19 protein-coding genes and 1 tRNA gene are annotated in these 17783 nt (G+C 35.9%); 10 read left to right on the forward strand and 10 right to left on the reverse strand.

Features of this window, described 5'->3' with window-relative positions; all coding sequences use genetic code 11:
• Position 1: 1 nt before the first annotated feature.
• From ACR2MV_RS06450 to ACR2MV_RS06460, 3 genes are all read right to left on the reverse strand, one after another.
• Positions 2-75 (reverse strand) — tRNA-Arg (locus ACR2MV_RS06450).
• Between the two features lie 20 nt (positions 76-95).
• Positions 96-542, reverse strand: a complete 447-nt coding sequence (locus ACR2MV_RS06455) for a GatB/YqeY domain-containing protein (protein WP_434021088.1) — start codon at positions 540-542, stop codon at positions 96-98.
• A 58-nt stretch (positions 543-600) separates the two neighbouring features.
• Positions 601-1089, reverse strand: coding sequence for a regulatory protein RecX (locus tag ACR2MV_RS06460; protein ID WP_434021089.1), 489 nt, complete (start codon positions 1087-1089; stop codon positions 601-603).
• A gap of 68 nt (positions 1090-1157) precedes the next feature.
• On the opposite strand from ACR2MV_RS06460, the gene ACR2MV_RS06465 reads away from it, so the two are divergent.
• Positions 1158-4754, forward strand: coding sequence for a lamin tail domain-containing protein (locus ACR2MV_RS06465; protein ID WP_434021090.1), 3597 nt, complete (start codon positions 1158-1160; stop codon positions 4752-4754).
• A gap of 45 nt (positions 4755-4799) precedes the next feature.
• On the opposite strand, the gene ACR2MV_RS06470 is transcribed toward ACR2MV_RS06465, so the two are convergent.
• Together ACR2MV_RS06470 and ACR2MV_RS06475 are read right to left on the reverse strand one after the other, a co-directional pair.
• Positions 4800-6338 carry an Rne/Rng family ribonuclease gene (locus ACR2MV_RS06470; RefSeq protein ID WP_434021091.1) on the reverse strand — a complete coding sequence of 513 codons (1539 nt, stop codon included), beginning with the start codon at positions 6336-6338 and terminating at the stop codon, positions 4800-4802.
• Between the two features lie 292 nt (positions 6339-6630).
• Complete coding sequence (locus ACR2MV_RS06475; RefSeq protein WP_290288601.1) at positions 6631-6921, reverse strand: HU family DNA-binding protein; 291 nt, start codon at positions 6919-6921, stop codon at positions 6631-6633.
• A 122-nt stretch (positions 6922-7043) separates the two neighbouring features.
• On the opposite strand from ACR2MV_RS06475, the gene mutY reads away from it, so the two are divergent.
• The 5 genes from mutY to ACR2MV_RS06500 are packed head-to-tail and all read left to right on the forward strand — an operon-like array spanning position 7044 to position 11586.
• Positions 7044-8102: an A/G-specific adenine glycosylase gene (gene mutY / locus ACR2MV_RS06480; RefSeq protein WP_434021092.1), complete on the forward strand. Its 1059-nt coding sequence runs from the start codon at positions 7044-7046 to the stop codon at positions 8100-8102.
• A gap of 44 nt (positions 8103-8146) precedes the next feature.
• Positions 8147-8578 carry a single-stranded DNA-binding protein gene (locus tag ACR2MV_RS06485; RefSeq protein WP_434021093.1) on the forward strand — a complete coding sequence of 144 codons (432 nt, stop codon included), beginning with the start codon at positions 8147-8149 and terminating at the stop codon, positions 8576-8578.
• Between the two features lie 33 nt (positions 8579-8611).
• Positions 8612-9910, forward strand: a complete 1299-nt coding sequence (gene gldE / locus ACR2MV_RS06490; protein WP_434021094.1) for a gliding motility-associated protein GldE — start codon at positions 8612-8614, stop codon at positions 9908-9910.
• 5 nt (positions 9911-9915) lie between these two features.
• Positions 9916-10503: a gliding motility lipoprotein GldD gene (gldD, locus tag ACR2MV_RS06495; protein WP_434021095.1), complete on the forward strand. Its 588-nt coding sequence runs from the start codon at positions 9916-9918 to the stop codon at positions 10501-10503.
• Entirely contained in the window at positions 10504-11586 is a 1083-nt protein-coding gene (locus tag ACR2MV_RS06500; RefSeq protein WP_434021096.1) for a COX15/CtaA family protein, read from the forward strand.
• A 28-nt stretch (positions 11587-11614) separates the two neighbouring features.
• On the opposite strand, the gene ACR2MV_RS06505 is transcribed toward ACR2MV_RS06500, so the two are convergent.
• The 5 genes from ACR2MV_RS06505 to ACR2MV_RS06525 all read right to left on the reverse strand — a co-directional run bounded on the left by ACR2MV_RS06505 (position 11615) and on the right by ACR2MV_RS06525 (position 14873).
• Positions 11615-11926 carry a hypothetical protein gene (locus tag ACR2MV_RS06505; RefSeq protein WP_434021097.1) on the reverse strand — a complete coding sequence of 104 codons (312 nt, stop codon included), beginning with the start codon at positions 11924-11926 and terminating at the stop codon, positions 11615-11617.
• Between the two features lie 136 nt (positions 11927-12062).
• Positions 12063-12725 carry a hypothetical protein gene (locus ACR2MV_RS06510; RefSeq protein WP_434021098.1) on the reverse strand — a complete coding sequence of 221 codons (663 nt, stop codon included), beginning with the start codon at positions 12723-12725 and terminating at the stop codon, positions 12063-12065.
• A gap of 113 nt (positions 12726-12838) precedes the next feature.
• The gene (locus tag ACR2MV_RS06515) at positions 12839-13525 is read right to left on the reverse strand and encodes a hypothetical protein (RefSeq protein ID WP_434021099.1); all 687 of its coding nucleotides are present in this window, start codon (positions 13523-13525) and stop codon (positions 12839-12841) included.
• Between the two features lie 141 nt (positions 13526-13666).
• Positions 13667-14398, reverse strand: coding sequence for a YSC84-related protein (locus ACR2MV_RS06520; RefSeq protein ID WP_434021100.1), 732 nt, complete (start codon positions 14396-14398; stop codon positions 13667-13669).
• Between the two features lie 82 nt (positions 14399-14480).
• The gene (locus ACR2MV_RS06525; protein ID WP_434021101.1) at positions 14481-14873 is read right to left on the reverse strand and encodes a heavy-metal-associated domain-containing protein; all 393 of its coding nucleotides are present in this window, start codon (positions 14871-14873) and stop codon (positions 14481-14483) included.
• An 81-nt stretch (positions 14874-14954) separates the two neighbouring features.
• On the opposite strand from ACR2MV_RS06525, the gene ACR2MV_RS06530 reads away from it, so the two are divergent.
• The 4 genes from ACR2MV_RS06530 to ACR2MV_RS06545 all read left to right on the forward strand — a co-directional run.
• Positions 14955-15824 (forward strand): DMT family transporter, encoded by an 870-nt coding sequence (locus ACR2MV_RS06530; protein WP_434021102.1) that lies wholly within the window; start codon positions 14955-14957, stop codon positions 15822-15824.
• Positions 15825-15964: 140 nt separating this feature from the next.
• Positions 15965-16465, forward strand: a complete 501-nt coding sequence (rplU, locus tag ACR2MV_RS06535) for a 50S ribosomal protein L21 (RefSeq protein WP_434021103.1) — start codon at positions 15965-15967, stop codon at positions 16463-16465.
• Positions 16466-16489: 24 nt separating this feature from the next.
• The gene (rpmA, locus tag ACR2MV_RS06540) at positions 16490-16750 is read left to right on the forward strand and encodes a 50S ribosomal protein L27 (protein WP_342161519.1); all 261 of its coding nucleotides are present in this window, start codon (positions 16490-16492) and stop codon (positions 16748-16750) included.
• 134 nt (positions 16751-16884) lie between these two features.
• A partial coding sequence (locus ACR2MV_RS06545; protein ID WP_434021104.1) for a lipopolysaccharide biosynthesis protein occupies positions 16885-17783 on the forward strand: 899 nt, incomplete at its 3' end.

The following is a 17783-nucleotide window of genomic DNA, read 5'->3' on the forward strand; positions in this document are numbered from 1 at the left end:
GTGACCCCGACAGGATTCAAACCTGTAACCCTCAGAGCCGAAATCTGATGCGCTATTCAGTTGCGCCACGGGGCCATTATTTAATAATTCTATTCTTAACTAAGTAAGTCTTTTACCACAGTGGAAATAGCTTTTCCATCAGCTTTACCTGCTAATTGTTTTGAGGCCATACCCATTACCTTCCCCATATCCTTCATTGAACTGGCTCCGGTTTGATTAATAATGGCTTCGATGGCTGCCTTCAATTCTTCAGCACTCATTTGAGCCGGTAAAAATTGTTCCAGAATTCTGGCTTGAGCGACTTCAGGTTCAGAAAGATCCTTTCTACCCTGCTCCTCAAAAATTGCTGCACTATCTTTTCTTTGTTTAACCAACTTTTGTACGATCTTAATTTCATCGTCTTCACTTAGCTCAACATTTCCTCCGCTTGTATTTGCCAATAGAAAGGCTGATTTCAAGGCTCTCAAAGATTCCAGGGCAACCGTATCTTTCGATTTCATCGCTGCTTTCATCTGCTCCATTACTTGACTTTGTACACTCATGATCTAAAAATTTAGGGGAACAAATATACTAAAAACTATTAGGCAATTTTCGTTCATTTTACGAATTATTTTCACTTTCTAATTCTCTTAGAACTTCATATACTTTATTGCTTTCATAACCTTTTCTCAACAGATAGTCCGCCACCTTTTTTCTTTTCTTAAGTATATTTCCCTCATGGACACTTTCAAATTTTTTCCTACTTATTTCATTCAAAACCAGAATGTACTCTTCTGATGAAATCTCACTCAAACCTGCCTTAATATTATAAGAAGAAATATCTCGTTGTTTTAATTCCATTTCAATTCGTTTCTGACCGTATTTTTTGATTCTGAATTTTCCACGGGCAAAACTTCTTGCAAACCGCTCTTCATTTAAAAAATCATGTTCCATTAAATGTAATAGAATCACTTCGCAGGCCTGAGGAATCATTTTCATTTCCCTCAATTTCTTCTCCACCTCTTGATGGCATCTGTCTTGATACACACAATAATGTTCCAAAGCTCTTTTAGCTTCTTCCACGGTGTATGTTAACTTTTTTTTCTGCATGTGATAAATTAAATAGCATCCCAAATGTACTCTCATCAAATATTTTATCCAAAACTAATCTGCTTAATATGCTGAAGTACTATTTATGCCTTTACCTGCTATTGTATCTCATTCAAAGTTATTCTCAATCCAATCTTGTATTCAGGCAGGGTTTTGAAACTGAAGGAGACAATTGGCCTATTCAGCATTTTTCAACTGAGCCATGCACAATTGATGGAGACACTTGGAATTATCATTCAGAATTAGGCGGAATAATTCCATCAAATGGAAATTCATTCTGGGGCATTCAAGATCTGAATGGTAATTGTGGGTCATCCGGTTTTGAATTTATTGAATTGGCTATGGTCAACATTTCTGACCTCAGAAACGTAGTCATTTCATTTGATGTTCAGGTGAAGGGTTATGACAATGGTGATGACATAAAGTACCAACTCTGGATGGATGGACTGCCCGGAGACGAAGTAATTGTTATTGATGGTCAAAACGACTTCAGCACTGAGGACTGGCAAAGAATTGACATTCCAATACCAAATCAAATAAAAGATGTCAAACTTAGAATCAGTGTAAAACAAAATGGATCTGATACTGCCGCACTTGACCATATAAGATTGACAGGAACAAGTATTCAAAAATGTGAAGAACTTTTTATATCGGAATATATTGAAGGCTTATCTTCTACAAGCTTTAGAAACAACTTTCTCGAATTATACAATCCTTCAGAAGATACTGTCAATTTAGCTGAATATTCGCTCATCAAATATGCCGGCTCTAATCTTGAAGGCGTTTCCCTTGAGCTTTCAGGCAAAATCCCTCCCTATGGTACATTTCTAATTGAAGACATTACAGAACAGCATCATATGGAGGCAGATATAAGTACGAACAATGCGGTAATGGATTATAACGGTGACGATAAAATTGCCCTCGAAAAATCAGGTATATTGATTGATTTAATTGGAATCATTGGCTCTTCAGGCAATTTTGCCAAGGATGTATGCTTATTGAGAAAAAGTGAGGTTCAAAGTCCGAACAGCGAATATGACCCCAATGAATGGGACATTTACGACCTGGATTATATTAAAAATCTGAATACCCACGGCAGCTTCTGTGAAGATGATTTTCCAGAAATTGAAGTTAGCGGACTCGGTAAACAAATCAATGATTCAGATGCTACATCAAGCTTATCAAACAACACGTATTTTGGTGCCTGGCCAGTTTCAAGAGATACCATTATAGTACGAGCCTTTTCTATTAAAAATACGGGCATCAAGGATCTGAACATTTCAGCGGTAAACCTCGGGGGTCAAGGTAATTCTCTTTTTTCTCATGATTTTCAAGAACCGGTTTCAATAGTTCCGAATGACAGTATCATCCTGACTGTTAGGTATTCGCCAACATCCTTTGGGCTGCATACAAATACCCTGAAAATTTTAAACAATGACCCATCTGAACAGGAATTTGAATTTGTGATACAAGGTGAAGGAACAAATGAAGTAAATCATCCACTTATCATCTCCCAATATTATGAAGGCAATTCGAATAATAAATGGATTGAAGTAAGTAATATCAAAAATGAAAGTAGTCCTGCCGACACCTATTATCTCGCTCTCTACAGAAACTCAGAAACGCAAAACCCAATCGGATCAAAACCTTATAGAAAAATATTAATCCCTTCAATTCCAGAAAACAGTTCCTTAAAATTCTCGGCGACCTTTAATGTAACAATGCCTGAATACGCATTGGATGGGAATGAAATAAAAACATCGGTTTGCACCTTTACCGGAGACGACATCATCCTGATTTCCACATCTGACGCCGAGGACTGTTGGGTTGATCGAACAGATATTATTGGCAAATCCGGAAATTGGGGAAGTAATCTTAGTCTTATTAGAAAATCCGGATGTGATGCTTCATTACCAAATACGGGCTTTATAGAATCAAATTGGGAAGAGCTGTCTATTGAATCAGTTGACAAGGCAATAACGAGCTCAGACGCAAGGATAGGAACCTATAATTCCGCACAAACAATCTGGTCTGAATCTGGATGGACCAACGGATTCCCCGATACAAACAAAACAGCTATCATCTCTCACAATTATATCACGGGTATTCATGGAGATCTGTCTACCTGCTCCTTGATTATCGAAAAGAATATTCAGCTAATAGCTTCGGCAGAAACATCCATTGAGATCAAGAAAGACCTCCTCGTTGATGGCCTTCTTGAAGTTGAAAACAATGCATCGCTAATCATGATAGAAGATGCAGGTAAAATAGAGGTACATGGAAACATTAAAATTCACAAAACCACCTCATCTCTTCGGCCATTAGACTACACATTCTGGTCAAGCCCCGTTGAAAGTGCACAATTGGAAAATGTTTTTAAAGCGTCTCCCAAAAACTCATTTTTCATCTTTTCGACACAAGAATACTCCGACAGTAACAACGATAGTCAAGATGACAACGATAACGCATGGATAGGAGTTTCAGGAGTCATGGAAATAGGGAGGGGCTATACTTCCATGGCTCCTAATCCTATCCCTTTATCCAAGAATCAAAAAGTTGTTTTTGAAGGACCTGTTAATTCAGGTACAATCAAAATTCCCATAGAGAAACAATTCCCAATTAGCAACAGTCCGGCATGGAATTTCATTGGAAATCCTTACCCTTCAGCAATAAATGCAGAAAGCATATTTGGGCATTCTCAGAACATGAATTTATTATATGGCACGCTATACTTTTGGACACATGAGACTGCAGCAAATACCCAAGGCACAAACAATAGCGGGCAGTATTCTTCAAGTGACTATGCTATGTATACTATTGGAGTTGGCGGTATCAAAGCCACTAAAAATGGTGAGACTCCAACAAACTCAATCAGCAGCTGTCAGGGTTTTTTCGTCGAAGCAAAAAATAGTGGAACGCTGACACTAAACAACTCTATGAGAGAAAAGGAAAATAACACCCATTTTTTCAAACCCATCAGCACTAAAAAGGAAACAAAATTATGGTTAAATCTAACGTATCTGGACGGGGCCTTTAGTCAAGTATTGATTGGTTTCAACAAGTACGGAAAAATTGATTTTGATAAGAACTATGACGGTATTCGTATTGTAAACACAGATAACCTACATCTCTATTCCATCGTCAAAAAGGAAAAGTTAGGCATTCAAAGCCTCCCTCCATTCTCAGGTCATGAACAAATCAAACTCGGATTTATTCCAAATAATTATCTCAACAAAACATTAAAAATTAGTGTTGACCATATTGAAGGAGGCATCAAGGATTTCGATATAATTCTCTCAGACAATCATCTCCAAAAAAAGCATCTGTTAAATCACATTCCTTATAGCTTTTCCATCGATAAATCAGGGCCTTGTGATGATCGTTTTGAGTTGAGTTTTACAAACAAGGAACTCGTAGAATCGAATCATATTGAGACAAAGTTAAACTGGAATTTAAATGATGATTATTTACTTGTAAAAACCAATACCAGCGATAGAATAGAGCGAATTGAAGTATTCGATTTGAACGGTCGTAAACTCCGGGATGTATCAGTTACGAATGATCATGCCTATATTAACTGGCACGGTTTGCCCAGAAGGGCTATTTACATCCTAAAAGTTCAGCTAAAAGACCGAAGAAAACTCATCTCAAAAATATTGATTTAAGAGCAAAAAAAAAGCCCCGCATCTGCGGGGCTTTATGATATATACTTACCTTATTATTTTGTCGTTCTGATCGACAAATTGATATTTTAAATATGGAAAAGCATCTCGTGGAACAACTTTTACCCACTTCTTATACTTTAAGAACCATTTCATTTGAATTGAATTAAATCCTTTTGTAAGATATGAAGCTACGAACGAATGCGTATGTAATGCAATTCCTGATCGATTTTCTTCCATCATCTTTGTCAACTGGGATTCTATTCTTTCTATTAAAACAATTGGTGCTTCAACTTCTCCATTTTTATTTGGATTATCCTCTTTCGTTTTTATATTTCTTTCTGGTCTTACTCTTTGTCTTGTAATTTGTACCAGTCCGAATTTACTTGGAGGTAACACTTTATGTTTAGTCCGAGAACTACTCATCTCTTTTCTAAGATGGTCATATAATTTTTTTCTGTGATCTGCGATATGCATATCTATGAAGTCCACTACGATTATTCCACCCATATCTCTCAATTGAAGTTGTCTTGCAATCTCTGTTGCTGCAATTAAATTAACTTCAAGAGCGGTGTCTGCCTGAGAATTAGCTTTATTTGATCTGTTCCCTGAATTCACATCAATAACATGCAAAGCTTCAGTGTGCTCGATTACCAAATAAGCTCCTTTGCGCATAGAAACGGTTTTACCAAAAGCTGATTTTATCTGCTTTTCAATACCGTAATAATCAAATATTGGCACTCTTGATTTATAGTGCTTTGCAATTGATTTTTTTTCTGGTGCAATTCTCTCTAAATAGTCAATAATCTCTTGGTGTAAAGACAAATCGTTCGTAATAATACTTGTGAACGACCCATCAAAAACGTCTCTAAGAATTGATGAAGCTCTGTTTAATTCAGATAATACTTTTTGAGGAGCTTGTGCATTTGGTATTTGCTTGCACATGTTTACCCAACGCTGAACAGAGTACTGTAAATCTCTGTCTAACTCAGCAACTTTTATTCCTTGGGCAACCGTTCTAAGTATTACACCAAATCCTTTTGGTTTAATACTTTGTGCTAACCTTTTTAAGCGCTCTTTCTCTTTATTATTTGTTATTTTCTGGGATACTGATACACGATCAGAAAATGGTACTAACACCAGGTATCTCCCTGCAATAGATAATTCAGAACTTATCCGCGGTCCTTTGGTAGAAATAGGCTCTTTCACAACCTGTACTAGCATGTTTTGTCCCGCTTTAATTGCGTCATCAATTTTTCCGTGTTTATCGATATCTTTCTCGATTCGGAAATTTTTTAAAGTGTAATCCTTTCTTTTTCCTGTACTAACTTGATGTGTGAAATTTTTTAAAGATGATAATTGTGGTCCTAAATCATGATAATGAAGAAAGGCATCTTTCTCACTTCCAACATTCACAAATGATGCATTTAGTCCCGATAAAGTTTTTTTAACCTTCGATAAAAAAATATCTCCAACTGAGAAATTATTATCTAAAGTTTCATTGTGCAACTCAACAAGTTTTCCGTCTTTTAATAAGGCAAAATCTATATCAGAGGAATTCGATCTAATTATTAATTCTGTTTTCACTCTGTTATATATTTACATCCACCTGCATTGATTTTTTTATCAAAATACAGATAGATTGATTAATAAATGTGTTTGGTTATTTCTTATAACCTCGTATTTGCCTGAGCAAATTTTATGTCAATGAACTTACTAAACTGAAAAGTTAAAACAAATAGGTGATTGCTCACCTATTTGTTATTTTTTCTTCTTATGTCTATTTTGTCTGCTTCTCTTCTTACGCTTGTGCGTCGAAATTTTGCTTCGCTTTCTTTTTTTACCACTTGGCATAATAAACTGGATTATAAGATTTTTATTATTTTACTGCAACACTTTTTTTAACGCTCTCTACAAAAACTTTTGCAGGTTTGAACGCTGGAATGTTGTGAGCAGGTATTTTAATTGTCGTATTCTTAGAAATATTTCTTCCTGTTTTTTCAGCTCTTTCTTTTACGATAAAACTTCCAAAACCTCTTAAATAAACATTGTTTCCTTGGTTCAGTGAATCTTTAACTTCTACCATAAAATCCTCAACCACTCTTAAAACATCAGCTTTTTCAATACCAGAATTTTCTGAAATGTTAGCTACGATCTCTGCTTTTGTCATTTTAAATTATTTATACGTTATTTTTTTCCTCCATTTGAGTCGGCAAATATAATACAATAAATCAATTTCGGAAAGCTAAATGATTAAAATTTAATTAGATAAAAAAATTGTACTATTGCAAAATGAGGCAAAAATCAAGTTTTTCTAACCCATTAATAATGTGGTATTTAAATAATCTTCGGGATTTGCCTTGGAGAAAAACCAAAGATCCTTTTTATATCTGGTTATCCGAAATCATACTGCAGCAGACACGTGTTGCACAAGGCACTTCTTTTTATGAAAAATTCGTCGATGAATTTGATGATATTTTTGCCCTCGCAGCAGCAGATGAAAAGCACATTTTAAAATTATGGCAGGGCTTAGGTTACTATTCCAGAGCACGAAATCTTCACAGTGCTGCTAAAACTGTGGTCAATGAGTATAATGGAACATTTCCCAATACGTATAAAGATCTTTTGAAGTTAAAGGGTATTGGGGATTATACTGCCTCAGCTATTGCATCAATCGCATTTAATCAGCCTCATGCGGTAGTCGATGGAAATGTCTACAGAGTTCTTTCAAGAATTTTCGGCATCAAAACACCTATTAATGAATCAAAAGGAATTGCTGAATTTAAACTTTTGGCTCAGAATCTATTAGACGTGGATGATCCGGGAACTCATAATCAGGCCCTAATGGAATTCGGGGCCATGGTATGTCTGCCACAAAAACCAAAATGTCAAACCTGCATTTTCAATCATCGTTGCTATGCCTTCAATGAGAGTAAAACAGACCTTCTTCCGGTTAAAATTAAAAAACTAAAAGTTAGAAAAAGGTATTTTAACTATTTGGTCGTAGACTATAAAGGTGAAGCTACTGTGATCAGGCAACGGTTAAAAAAAGACATATGGCAAAATCTATATGAATTTCCATTGCTGGAAACTAAAAATGACGATTTTGACAATTCCACATTTGAAAATTTTATTTTCCAGGAACTTTCAATTAAGGGCTCCTTTAAGCTAAGAAAGTTTAATGAAATCCCCGTAGTTCATAAATTATCCCATCAAACATTATTTGCTTCATTTTGGATCATAGAACCTGAGGAAAAAGTAGAAGAATTATATCCATGGAAAGATTTAAAATCACTTGCCCTACCTGTTTTACTTCAGAATTTTGTTGATAAATATCATCTTGTAAATTAAGGGATTCTGTCAATTTGACTATCTTTGATTTTTAATTAATCGTTATGGCAAATTCGTTAAATAAAGTAATGCTGATCGGGCACCTGGGTGATGAAGTGAAAATGCATTATTTTGAAGGAGGAAACTGCATTGGAAGATTCCCGATAGCCACAAATGAATCCTTTAGTAACAGACAAACCGGAGAAAAGGTAACTACAACAGAATGGCATACTATTGTTGTAAGAAATAAACTGGCAGAATTGTGCGAGAAATATTTAAGCAAAGGAGACCGGATTTTTGTTGAAGGAAAAATTAAAACACGTCAATGGGAACAGGAAGGTGTAAAGAGATATACTACTGAGATACATGCCCTGGAAATGACTTTTCTAACAACAAAAAAAGACCTGAATAGTCCTGCTCCTTCCGGTCAAGGTGCAACTGAAAATAGACCAGCAGGCAGTCCAGCTACTGAAACCCCTGATGATCTGCCGTTTTAGGTGAAAAATTAATATGAATTAAAAGATTATTCATTGGACCCTGAACCCACAAGTATTTTTTTAGCTATTGAATTGGGCTGGCAAGCTACCGTCGGTATTATTTCTTTGATTGTCCTTCTTATATTTTCAGGTATAATCTCCGGAACTGAGGTTGCTTTTTTTTCTCTGAGCAAACCCGATCTGGAAGAGGAATCAAATAAAAATAGTAAACAGGTCCATCAGCTCTTAGAAGATCCAAAGAAATTACTGGCAACAATTTTAATTGCGAACAACTTCATCAACATACTTTTTATCCTACTGTTTACCTATGTTGGCGACTACTTTTTTCAAAACCTTTCTTCTCCTGTTGTTAAATTTTTAATTGAGATTGTTCTTGTCACATTTTTAATACTCCTGTTCGGCGAAGTCCTGCCTAAAATATACGCGAATAGAAATTCATATAGCTTTGCCGCATTTATGGCCAAACCAATGATTTTCTTAAATTCTTCACTTTCGTTTTTGAGCAAACCTTTAATGAGTTTAACCAAGGTAGTAGAAAAAAAATTGAGTAGAAAACAATCTGACTTTTCCGTTGAAGTATTATCTCAGGCGCTGGAATTGACCTCAAAAGGGGCTACAACAAAAGAAGAGAAAAAAATCTTACAGGGTATTGTTAATTTTGGAAATACGGATACTTCTCAGATCATGTGTCCAAGGATGGATATTTTTGCTTTGTCTTCAGAAGAAGAATTCAATACGGTTACTGAAATGATCATTAAAAAAGGACATTCCAGAATTCCTGTATACGATGATAATATTGATACGATCATCGGCATACTTTATACCAAAGACCTGATTCCACATTTGAATAAAAAAACTTTTCAATGGAAAAAAATCATTCGAGAGGCATTTTTTGTTCCCGAAAACAAAAAACTGGATGACCTTCTAAAAGAGTTCCAGGAAATGAAAAACCATATGGCCATCGTTGTGGATGAATATGGCGGCACTTCTGGTCTGATTACTCTGGAAGATATTATTGAAGAAATTGTAGGAGATATTTCTGATGAATTTGATCAAAATGATCTCTCTTATTCAAAGTTGGATGAGAATAATTATGTTTTTGAAGGAAAAATAACTTTAAAGGATTTTTACAAAGTATTACAAATTGAAGAATCTATCTTTGAAGAAAATAAATTTGAAGCAGAAACGCTCGCTGGATTCATTCTTGAAATTACAGGTAAATTTCCTAAAAAAAATGACAAAGTCTCCTTTAATAATTACAATTTTATAATTGAGGCAATCGATAAAAAAAGAATCAAACAGGTTAAAGTAAGCCTACCAATGAAGAAATAATAATGATGAGAAAACTTTTTATCAAATTAAGCTTTATCACCTTTTTATGTTGCATGACTTTGATTTCATGCAAAGATGAAGTTCTTCCGAAACCCAAAGCGCAACTGAGGCTTGAATATCCGGAACCAGTTTACAAACCTGTCAGTTCAGATTGTCCATATGTTTTTGATGCTTCACAGGCAACAGATGTTCAAATTAATGAAAAATGCTGGGTGAATATTGACTATCCAAAATTAAAGGCCTCTATCAACATGACCTATAGACCGGTTAACAATAACCTAAAAGAGTTATTTCTTGAAGCGGAAAAATTAACGTTTAATCACACGATCAAAGCGGATGGTATCAGCTCAGTTCCTTATGCAAATAAAGACAGAAAAGTATATGGCTCAATTTTTGAGGTTTCTGGTAATGCGGCCTCTCCTATTCAGTTTCACGTTACAGACAGCAGTAAACATTTTATAACTGGTGCTGTATATTTCAATGTGCAGCCGAATTACGATTCAATCAAACCGGCCATAAGTTACTTGCAAAAGGATATCATCACAATGATTGAATCGATGCAGTGGAAAGATGAATCTTTAAAAACGAATTAATTGAAGAAAAAATATCTCTATACTAAAACCATCAGATTCTGGCTACTCACTGGCCTGATAATGCTTATTGGTCAAGTGATCCTGGGAGGTATTACCAGACTCACAGGGTCGGGCCTTTCCATTACGAGCTGGGATATTATTACAGGTGTTATTCCTCCTTTGAACAAAGAGCAATGGCTGGAAGTATTTGAATTGTACAAACAGACGCCTCAATTCGAGAAAATCAACTCAGACTTCACCTTAAAACAATTTAAATTTATTTATTTCTGGGAATATATGCATCGTCTGTGGGTAAGAACCTTAGGACTGATCTTCTTAATTCCTTTTATCATATTCGTCATTCGTAAACAAATAGACTTCTTTCTTATCAAAAGACTTGCATTGGTAGTAATTCTAACTGCTTTAACGGCTTCTGCCGGATGGATTATGGTTATGAGTGGATTGGTTGACAGGCCCTGGGTAAATGCCTATAAACTTACCCTGCACTTTATGCTGGCGGTCCTTACTATTGGCGCTATGGTAAAGTGCATTGCCGACGTTTATTTAATGGAAAATAAACCGAAAAAAGGTCATACAAAGTTTGTCATGATTTTATTAATCTTTACTACAGTACAATTGATTTTTGCCGGGCTAATGGCTGGAATGCGAGCGGGTCTTTATTACGCCACCTGGCCTTCCATGAACGGGACCTTTATTCCAGAAGTTTTATTAAATGGTGATAACTGGACCTGGCACAATCTGACAAACTATGACAGGTTTGCCTTTGCTCCGGCTCTTGTACAGTTTGTGCATCGCCTGCTGGCTTATATCATTCTTGCACTAACTGTATATTTTTATCATAAAAAGAGAAATCACGTACACACCAGTGCTATTAAATGGCTAACCGTCTCGTACCTGTTGGTTGTATTTCAGGTTTTCCTGGGTATTATGACCCTGCTTAGAATTAAGACTGGTATTCCTCTTTTTTATGGTACCCTGCACCAACTTGTCGGAATATTGTATGTAATCAGTTTATTATTTCTCTATTATTCATTGAGAAATAAAATTACTATCTGGAGCAAAAAAAAGCTACCTCAGGGGTAGCTTTTATTTATTTTATGAAGTTTCTGAGTTAAGCTTTACAGCTTCCGTCACAAGACTTACCGTCTTTGGCACATTTACCTTCACATTTTTTTACAGCACCATCAGCCATAACTTTAGCTGAATCTACAGCTTTTTCTGCATCAGCAGCTACTGAATCTACAGCTTGCTCAACAGCTTCAGCTCCTTCTTCAACAGTCTCTGCAGTTGCATCAGCAGCAGTTTCTACAGCTTCTACTGCTTCGTTAGCAGCATCAGTTGCCGTTTCTTTTTTTGCTTGGTCACATGAAAATGTAAGAACGCTTAATACAGCGATTACAAATATTCCTTTGATCAATTTCATAGTTGTTAATTTTAAGTTAAATATTTAAGCGTGCAATATAAAGAAACAAATATGAAGAAATTCTGAAGTAGCTATTATTTAAGCATAAAAAAAGCCTGAAAATAATTCAGGCCTTTTTTAAATACTCTTAATTTATTTAGAGTTCCACCTGAAATTTAACAGGGAGCATAAAGGTAATCCCTACAGGTTTACCATCTTTTGTAGCAGGAACAACAGTTGGAACCTTTGCAATTACACGTTTCATTTCTGTTTCTAATGCAGGATGTGGAGCAACTACTTTTAACGCAGACATTTTTCCAGATTCATCTATGTGCAAAAAACTTCTGATTTGAAAATCTCCAGTACCTAAATTCAAGGAAGGACCAATGTTCTTATCGAACTCATTTTGAATAAACTCAACAAAGCTTTTTCTATTACAAGCTCGAATCTCTTCCGCAGTTCCTGAACATCCTGGATAAATAACAGACGTGTCAGCTAACTCCTCCGCAATTACACCTTCAGGTACAGGAACTTCTTCTATACCTTTCGTTTCAGCCTCGATGCCTTTAGCAGCTTCATGAGCCTCAGCACCTCCTGCTGCGGCTGCACCTGCTGACGCAGCAGCCCCGGAATTATCCGATTCTCCAGCACTAATGTCAGGTTCTGGGGTTGTAGCCTCAACAGCTTCTTCGGAATCAACTGATTCATCGGTCATCTCCACGGCAGCATCATCCTGAACGTCTTCTTTTTTTGTTTCTTTACAAGAAATCGCAAGTATACTTACCAAAGTAAACATGCATAATAATCGTACAATTTTCATAAATTTTAGGTTTAATTAATTCTTATTTCGACAGTTTCCATCATCCATTAATTCTGATGACAAAAAAACCCGAATTAAATTCAGGTTTTCAATTCAACAGTGCACATTGACTGTTATAATTTCTCTACACGGAAATCAACGTTGAACTTCAAACTCACACCTACTGGTGCACCTTTATGTGTTGCAGGTGTCACTTTTGGAGTATCGTTGATAATTCTCACCATTTCGTTTTCCAACGCTTTTTTAGGCGCTATAACTCTTAAAGAAAATACACGACCTGCTTTATTCACGTGCATTACAACACCTATTTCATAATCACCTCTCTTTAGACCGGCATCCTTGGCTACATCATGGTTAAAAGCATCTTTCAAATAGGCAATAAAACTCTCTTTATTACAAGCTCTGATTTCTTCAACTGAACCTGTACAACCCGGATAAACTACTGGCGTATCAGCAAGTTCTTCTTCAATAACTCCTGCCGGAATTACCAACGTTTCTACTTCAACAACATCGGTTTCAACTACCTCTATAACTTCCTCACCTTCTTCTGAATCGGAAGCACTACTCGCAGCAGCGGCAGCACCTGCACCTGCAGCAGCACCAGCCGCAGCATCTGAAGATCCATCATCTTCAGCATCTGAGGCAGCAGCAGCAGCTGCACCATCATCTTCAGCAACTGCTTCAGACTCTTCAGTCATTTCAACAGCATCCTCTGATACTTCTTCTTTTTTTGATTCTTTACAAGAAAGGGCAATCGTACTTACCAAGGTAAACACCAATAATAATTTTAATATTTTCATTTTTTATTAAGATTAAGTTAACTATTCTGACAAAATAAGTACTTTATCTTCTAAAATGCTAATAATCACTGCAAAAAAATTAAAAAAGAGACAAAAAAAAGAGCCACAAGGGCTCTTTCCAATATTTTCAAATCTTTCTGATTAATTGATACCAGGTTTGTATTTAAATGACTGTCCTCCCACAGAAGCTTCGGCCATTAAACCACCAATTGTTTTTGTAAAGATCGCAACACCATCTTGATAATCAATATCAACAGAAGCTCCATCTTTTAAAGCTACTGCAGATGCCTGACCAGAGAATTTAACTTTTCCTGCTGTAAATCTATCCAAGGCTGGTTGATCTTCAAAAAAGATTACCTCCATATATTGTTGTCCACCTGCCTGCAATCCGAAAGTTGCTTGTGCCAATTTAGATTCTCCGATAACCGTTTTATTATCGAACACCAATCCATGACCACCTGCGCCACCGATTCCTAAACCTCCTTTTGTGATTTTTGGAAAAACAGCAAAACCATAAGCAGAATGAAAATGAGCTTCAATCTCTGGATGACCGTCTACCAATTCCTTAATAGCTTCCTTCGTCTCATCTTGAAGTTTTGTATCCTTAGGAAAAACGACTGTTATTTTTTTCTCAGCAATTGCTTCTCCAGCTTCTTCAACAGCTTCATCTGCATTTTCAGCAGCCTCTACACCTTCTTCACTTGTCGCTTCAGCAGCTTCTGCAGCAGGTTCTTCTGTATCCGCTACGGCAGCCTCAGTTTCAGTGGCTACTTCTTCCACTGCGTCTTCAGCAGCTTCCTTTTTATCTGATTTACATGAAAATGCCAATACGGACACCAACATCAGAGTAAACATTATTTTCATTAATTTCATAATTGAACTAGTTTTAGGGTTAAGTATAAGAGCAAAGATAAGAAGAATTGGAATTGTATACCACATGTTAAAACATTAAATATCAATGAACATCAATATTCTCCGAAGCTTCTTTTATGTTTTCAATTGAAGCAACAGAATAGATCTCTCCTCCGGCAGTTCCTTCAATGATTTGTTTAATTTCTTTTTGACTAATTCTATTCTGATCAAAACTAACAACTCCAGAACTATCAGCAAAAGATACTTTTGCAAAGGTTACACCATCGGCTTTATACAGTTTTGACTGAATCAATCGGGCACATCCAATCTCACAGGTCATTCCTTTAATATCTACCTTAACCTGCTGAATATCCTCAGCTACCAATTCCTTCTCTTGCTCATCAGACTGCTCTGACTGACTCTCTTTTTTTGAATCACACGAAACAAAAAACAATACGATTATCACCAACGAAATAAATTTAATATGTACTTTCACAAGCTTAAAATTATAAATATATGGGCAAAAATAAGCATTATTTCCCATCAACAATTGTCTTTGCTAAGTTGTTTAAGTATCATGGGTAACATAAGGTCGAGATGGATAATTCTCATAATACTCGCTATCATTTGGGGCAGCTCCTTTATCTTGATAAAAAAGGCATTGATCCATCTGGATCCTGTTCAGGTCGGTGCTCTGCGAATCATTTTTACCGGGCTGACCTTATTTGCAGTTGGGTTTAAAAAAATCCCAACCGTAACAAAGAAACAGTGGTATTATATCGCCATTACAGCAATGATCGGCACCTTTATCCCGGCTTTCTTATTTTCTTTTGCCGTTCAAAAAATAGATAGTTCTATCGTTTCTATTCTTAATTCACTAACTCCGTTAAATACACTTCTTGTCGGCAGTTTCTTCTTTGGGTTTAGTTTTATAAGAAAGCAACTAATTGGGGTTGTAATAGGGCTTATAGGTGCGCTTTTTTTAATACTCAAGGGAGCAGATCTTAATCCCGATCAAAACTATTTGTATGCATTACTGGTTGTCATCGCATCTATTGGCTATGCCTTCAATGTAAATATTCTAAAAAAACACCTCGATGACTTAAATGCCCTAACCATCGTTACAGGAAATTTTATCATCATCTTTATTCCTGCACTTATTGTACTTTATTCAACTGGTTTTTTTAATATGACAACCATCTCAAATGCGGAATCATCATTGTTATATCTGGTGCTTTTATCTGTCTTTGGAACGGCCATGGCAAAAACATTATTTAACAAACTCATACAGATATCCTCCCCTATATTTTCCAGTTCTGTAACCTACCTGATCCCGATAGTTGCTATTTTCTGGGGAGTACTTGATGGCGAAAAGCTCTATTTGGGTCAGTTTCTTGCCGGTTTTCTGATTCTTTTGGGGGTATATCTGACGAATAAAAAAAAATAATTCCAAGAGCTACTTATTTATCAGATTACTAAGCAAATAATGCTTTTAAAAAGTTTTCTCCATTTAATAAAAAGATGTATATTTGCACCCGCCTAATGAGAATGGGCAAACTATTTTATTAAAAGCAAAAACATAAATCAATGTATGCAATTGTAGAGATAGCAGGGCAGCAATTTAAAGTTGCTAAAGACCAAAAGGTTTTTGTTCATCGCTTAGAAGAGAAAGAAGGATCGAAAGTTTCTTTTGATAAAGTTCTTTTACTAGATGATGGCAAAGTAACTATTGGCGCCCCGGTTATAAAAAATGCAGTAGTTACTGCAAAGGTCTTGAATCACCTTAAAGGTGATAAAGTAATCGTTTTCAAAAAGAAACGTAGAAAAGGTTTTAAAAAGAAAAATGGTCATCGCCAATATCTTTCTGAAATCCAGATTGAAGGTATTTCAACGAAAGCTCCAGCTAAAAAAGCAGCAGCTAAAACAGAAGAACCAAAAGCTGAGAAAAAAGCCGTAGCTAAAAAAGCTCCTGCAAAAACAACAGCAACAAAAGAAGCAAAGGCACCTGCTAAAGCTGCTCCAAAAAAAGCAGCACCAAAAGCTGCAGCTAAAAAACCAGCTGCAAAAAAGGAAAGCCCTAAAAAATAATTAACCCAGAAAAAATATTAGATCATGGCTCATAAAAAAGGTGTAGGTAGTTCTAAGAACGGTAGAGAATCAGAATCGAAACGACTAGGAGTTAAAATCTTTGGTGGTCAAGGCGCTCTAGCTGGAAACATACTAGTTCGTCAAAGAGGTACAAAGCATCATCCAGGTGAAAATGTATATATGGGGAAAGACCATACATTACATGCTCAAGTAAATGGAATCGTAAAATTTACTAAGAAAAAAGACAATAGATCATATGTTTCTATTGAACCAATTGAAGCTTAATTCTTAGTTCATGCAAAAAAAAAAGCCCTTGCCAACGCAAGGGCTTTTTTTATGTCAAAAGATTTTCTCCTTATTTTGACTTTTATATGTCATAAATTTTATTTTTGCTTAAAGATTATTCAATCAATCGCACATTGAGCACTTTAAAACGGTTTTTCAGGGATACAATTATTTACGGGATCGCCGCCGTTTTGCCAAGGGCTATCAATATTATACTTGTTAAATTACACACCAATACCCTTATTTCTGAGAATTATGCTGAAAGCACCATTTACTTTGTTTATGCGGCTTATTTCAATGCGCTTCTAACTTATGGGATGGAAACTGCATTTTTCAGGTTCTTTACAAAGGAAAAGGAAAAAGGAAAAGTTATTTCTACAGCTTTTTTGAGTTTACTCACCACTACCCTGCTGTTTATGACCTTAACCTTTATGTTTAGTGATGTAATTTCACAGCACCTTGGATTTTCAGATGCAATAACCTTGAGAATCTTGATTCTCGTTACAACTTTTGATACTTTACTTGTTATTCCATTCGCATATCTTAGGGTGACTAACAGACCTATAAAATTTACGTTTTATAAAGTTTTGAATGTAACCGTATTCGCAATTTTCAATTTGTACTTTCTATTATACGTTCCAAATGCGCGTGAGCATGGTAATTATGTACCTGAATTCATCGCTGCCGGCTTTAACAGTCAACCACTTGTGCTATTTATTTTCATTTCGAATCTTTTGGCCAGTCTTGTCACCTTCTTATTGTTGTTCCCACTGGTCTTTAAATTCAAAATTTCTTTTGATAAAAAATTGCTTCACAAGATGCTGCTCTATGGGATCCCTATCATGATAAGTAGTCTTGCCTATGTAACCAATGAAAATCTTGACAAGCTACTTTTGAGCAAGTTTCTTGGCAAGGAACAAATGGGAATCTATGCGGCCTGTTACAAACTAGGAGTTTTTATGTCATTGTATATTATGGCCTTTAAAATGGGCGCAGAACCATTTTTTTTCAATCAGTCTGACAAGAGCAATGC

The organism is Lutimonas sp. (assembly GCF_051011215.1).
Lineage (GTDB): Bacteria > Bacteroidota > Bacteroidia > Flavobacteriales > Flavobacteriaceae > Lutimonas.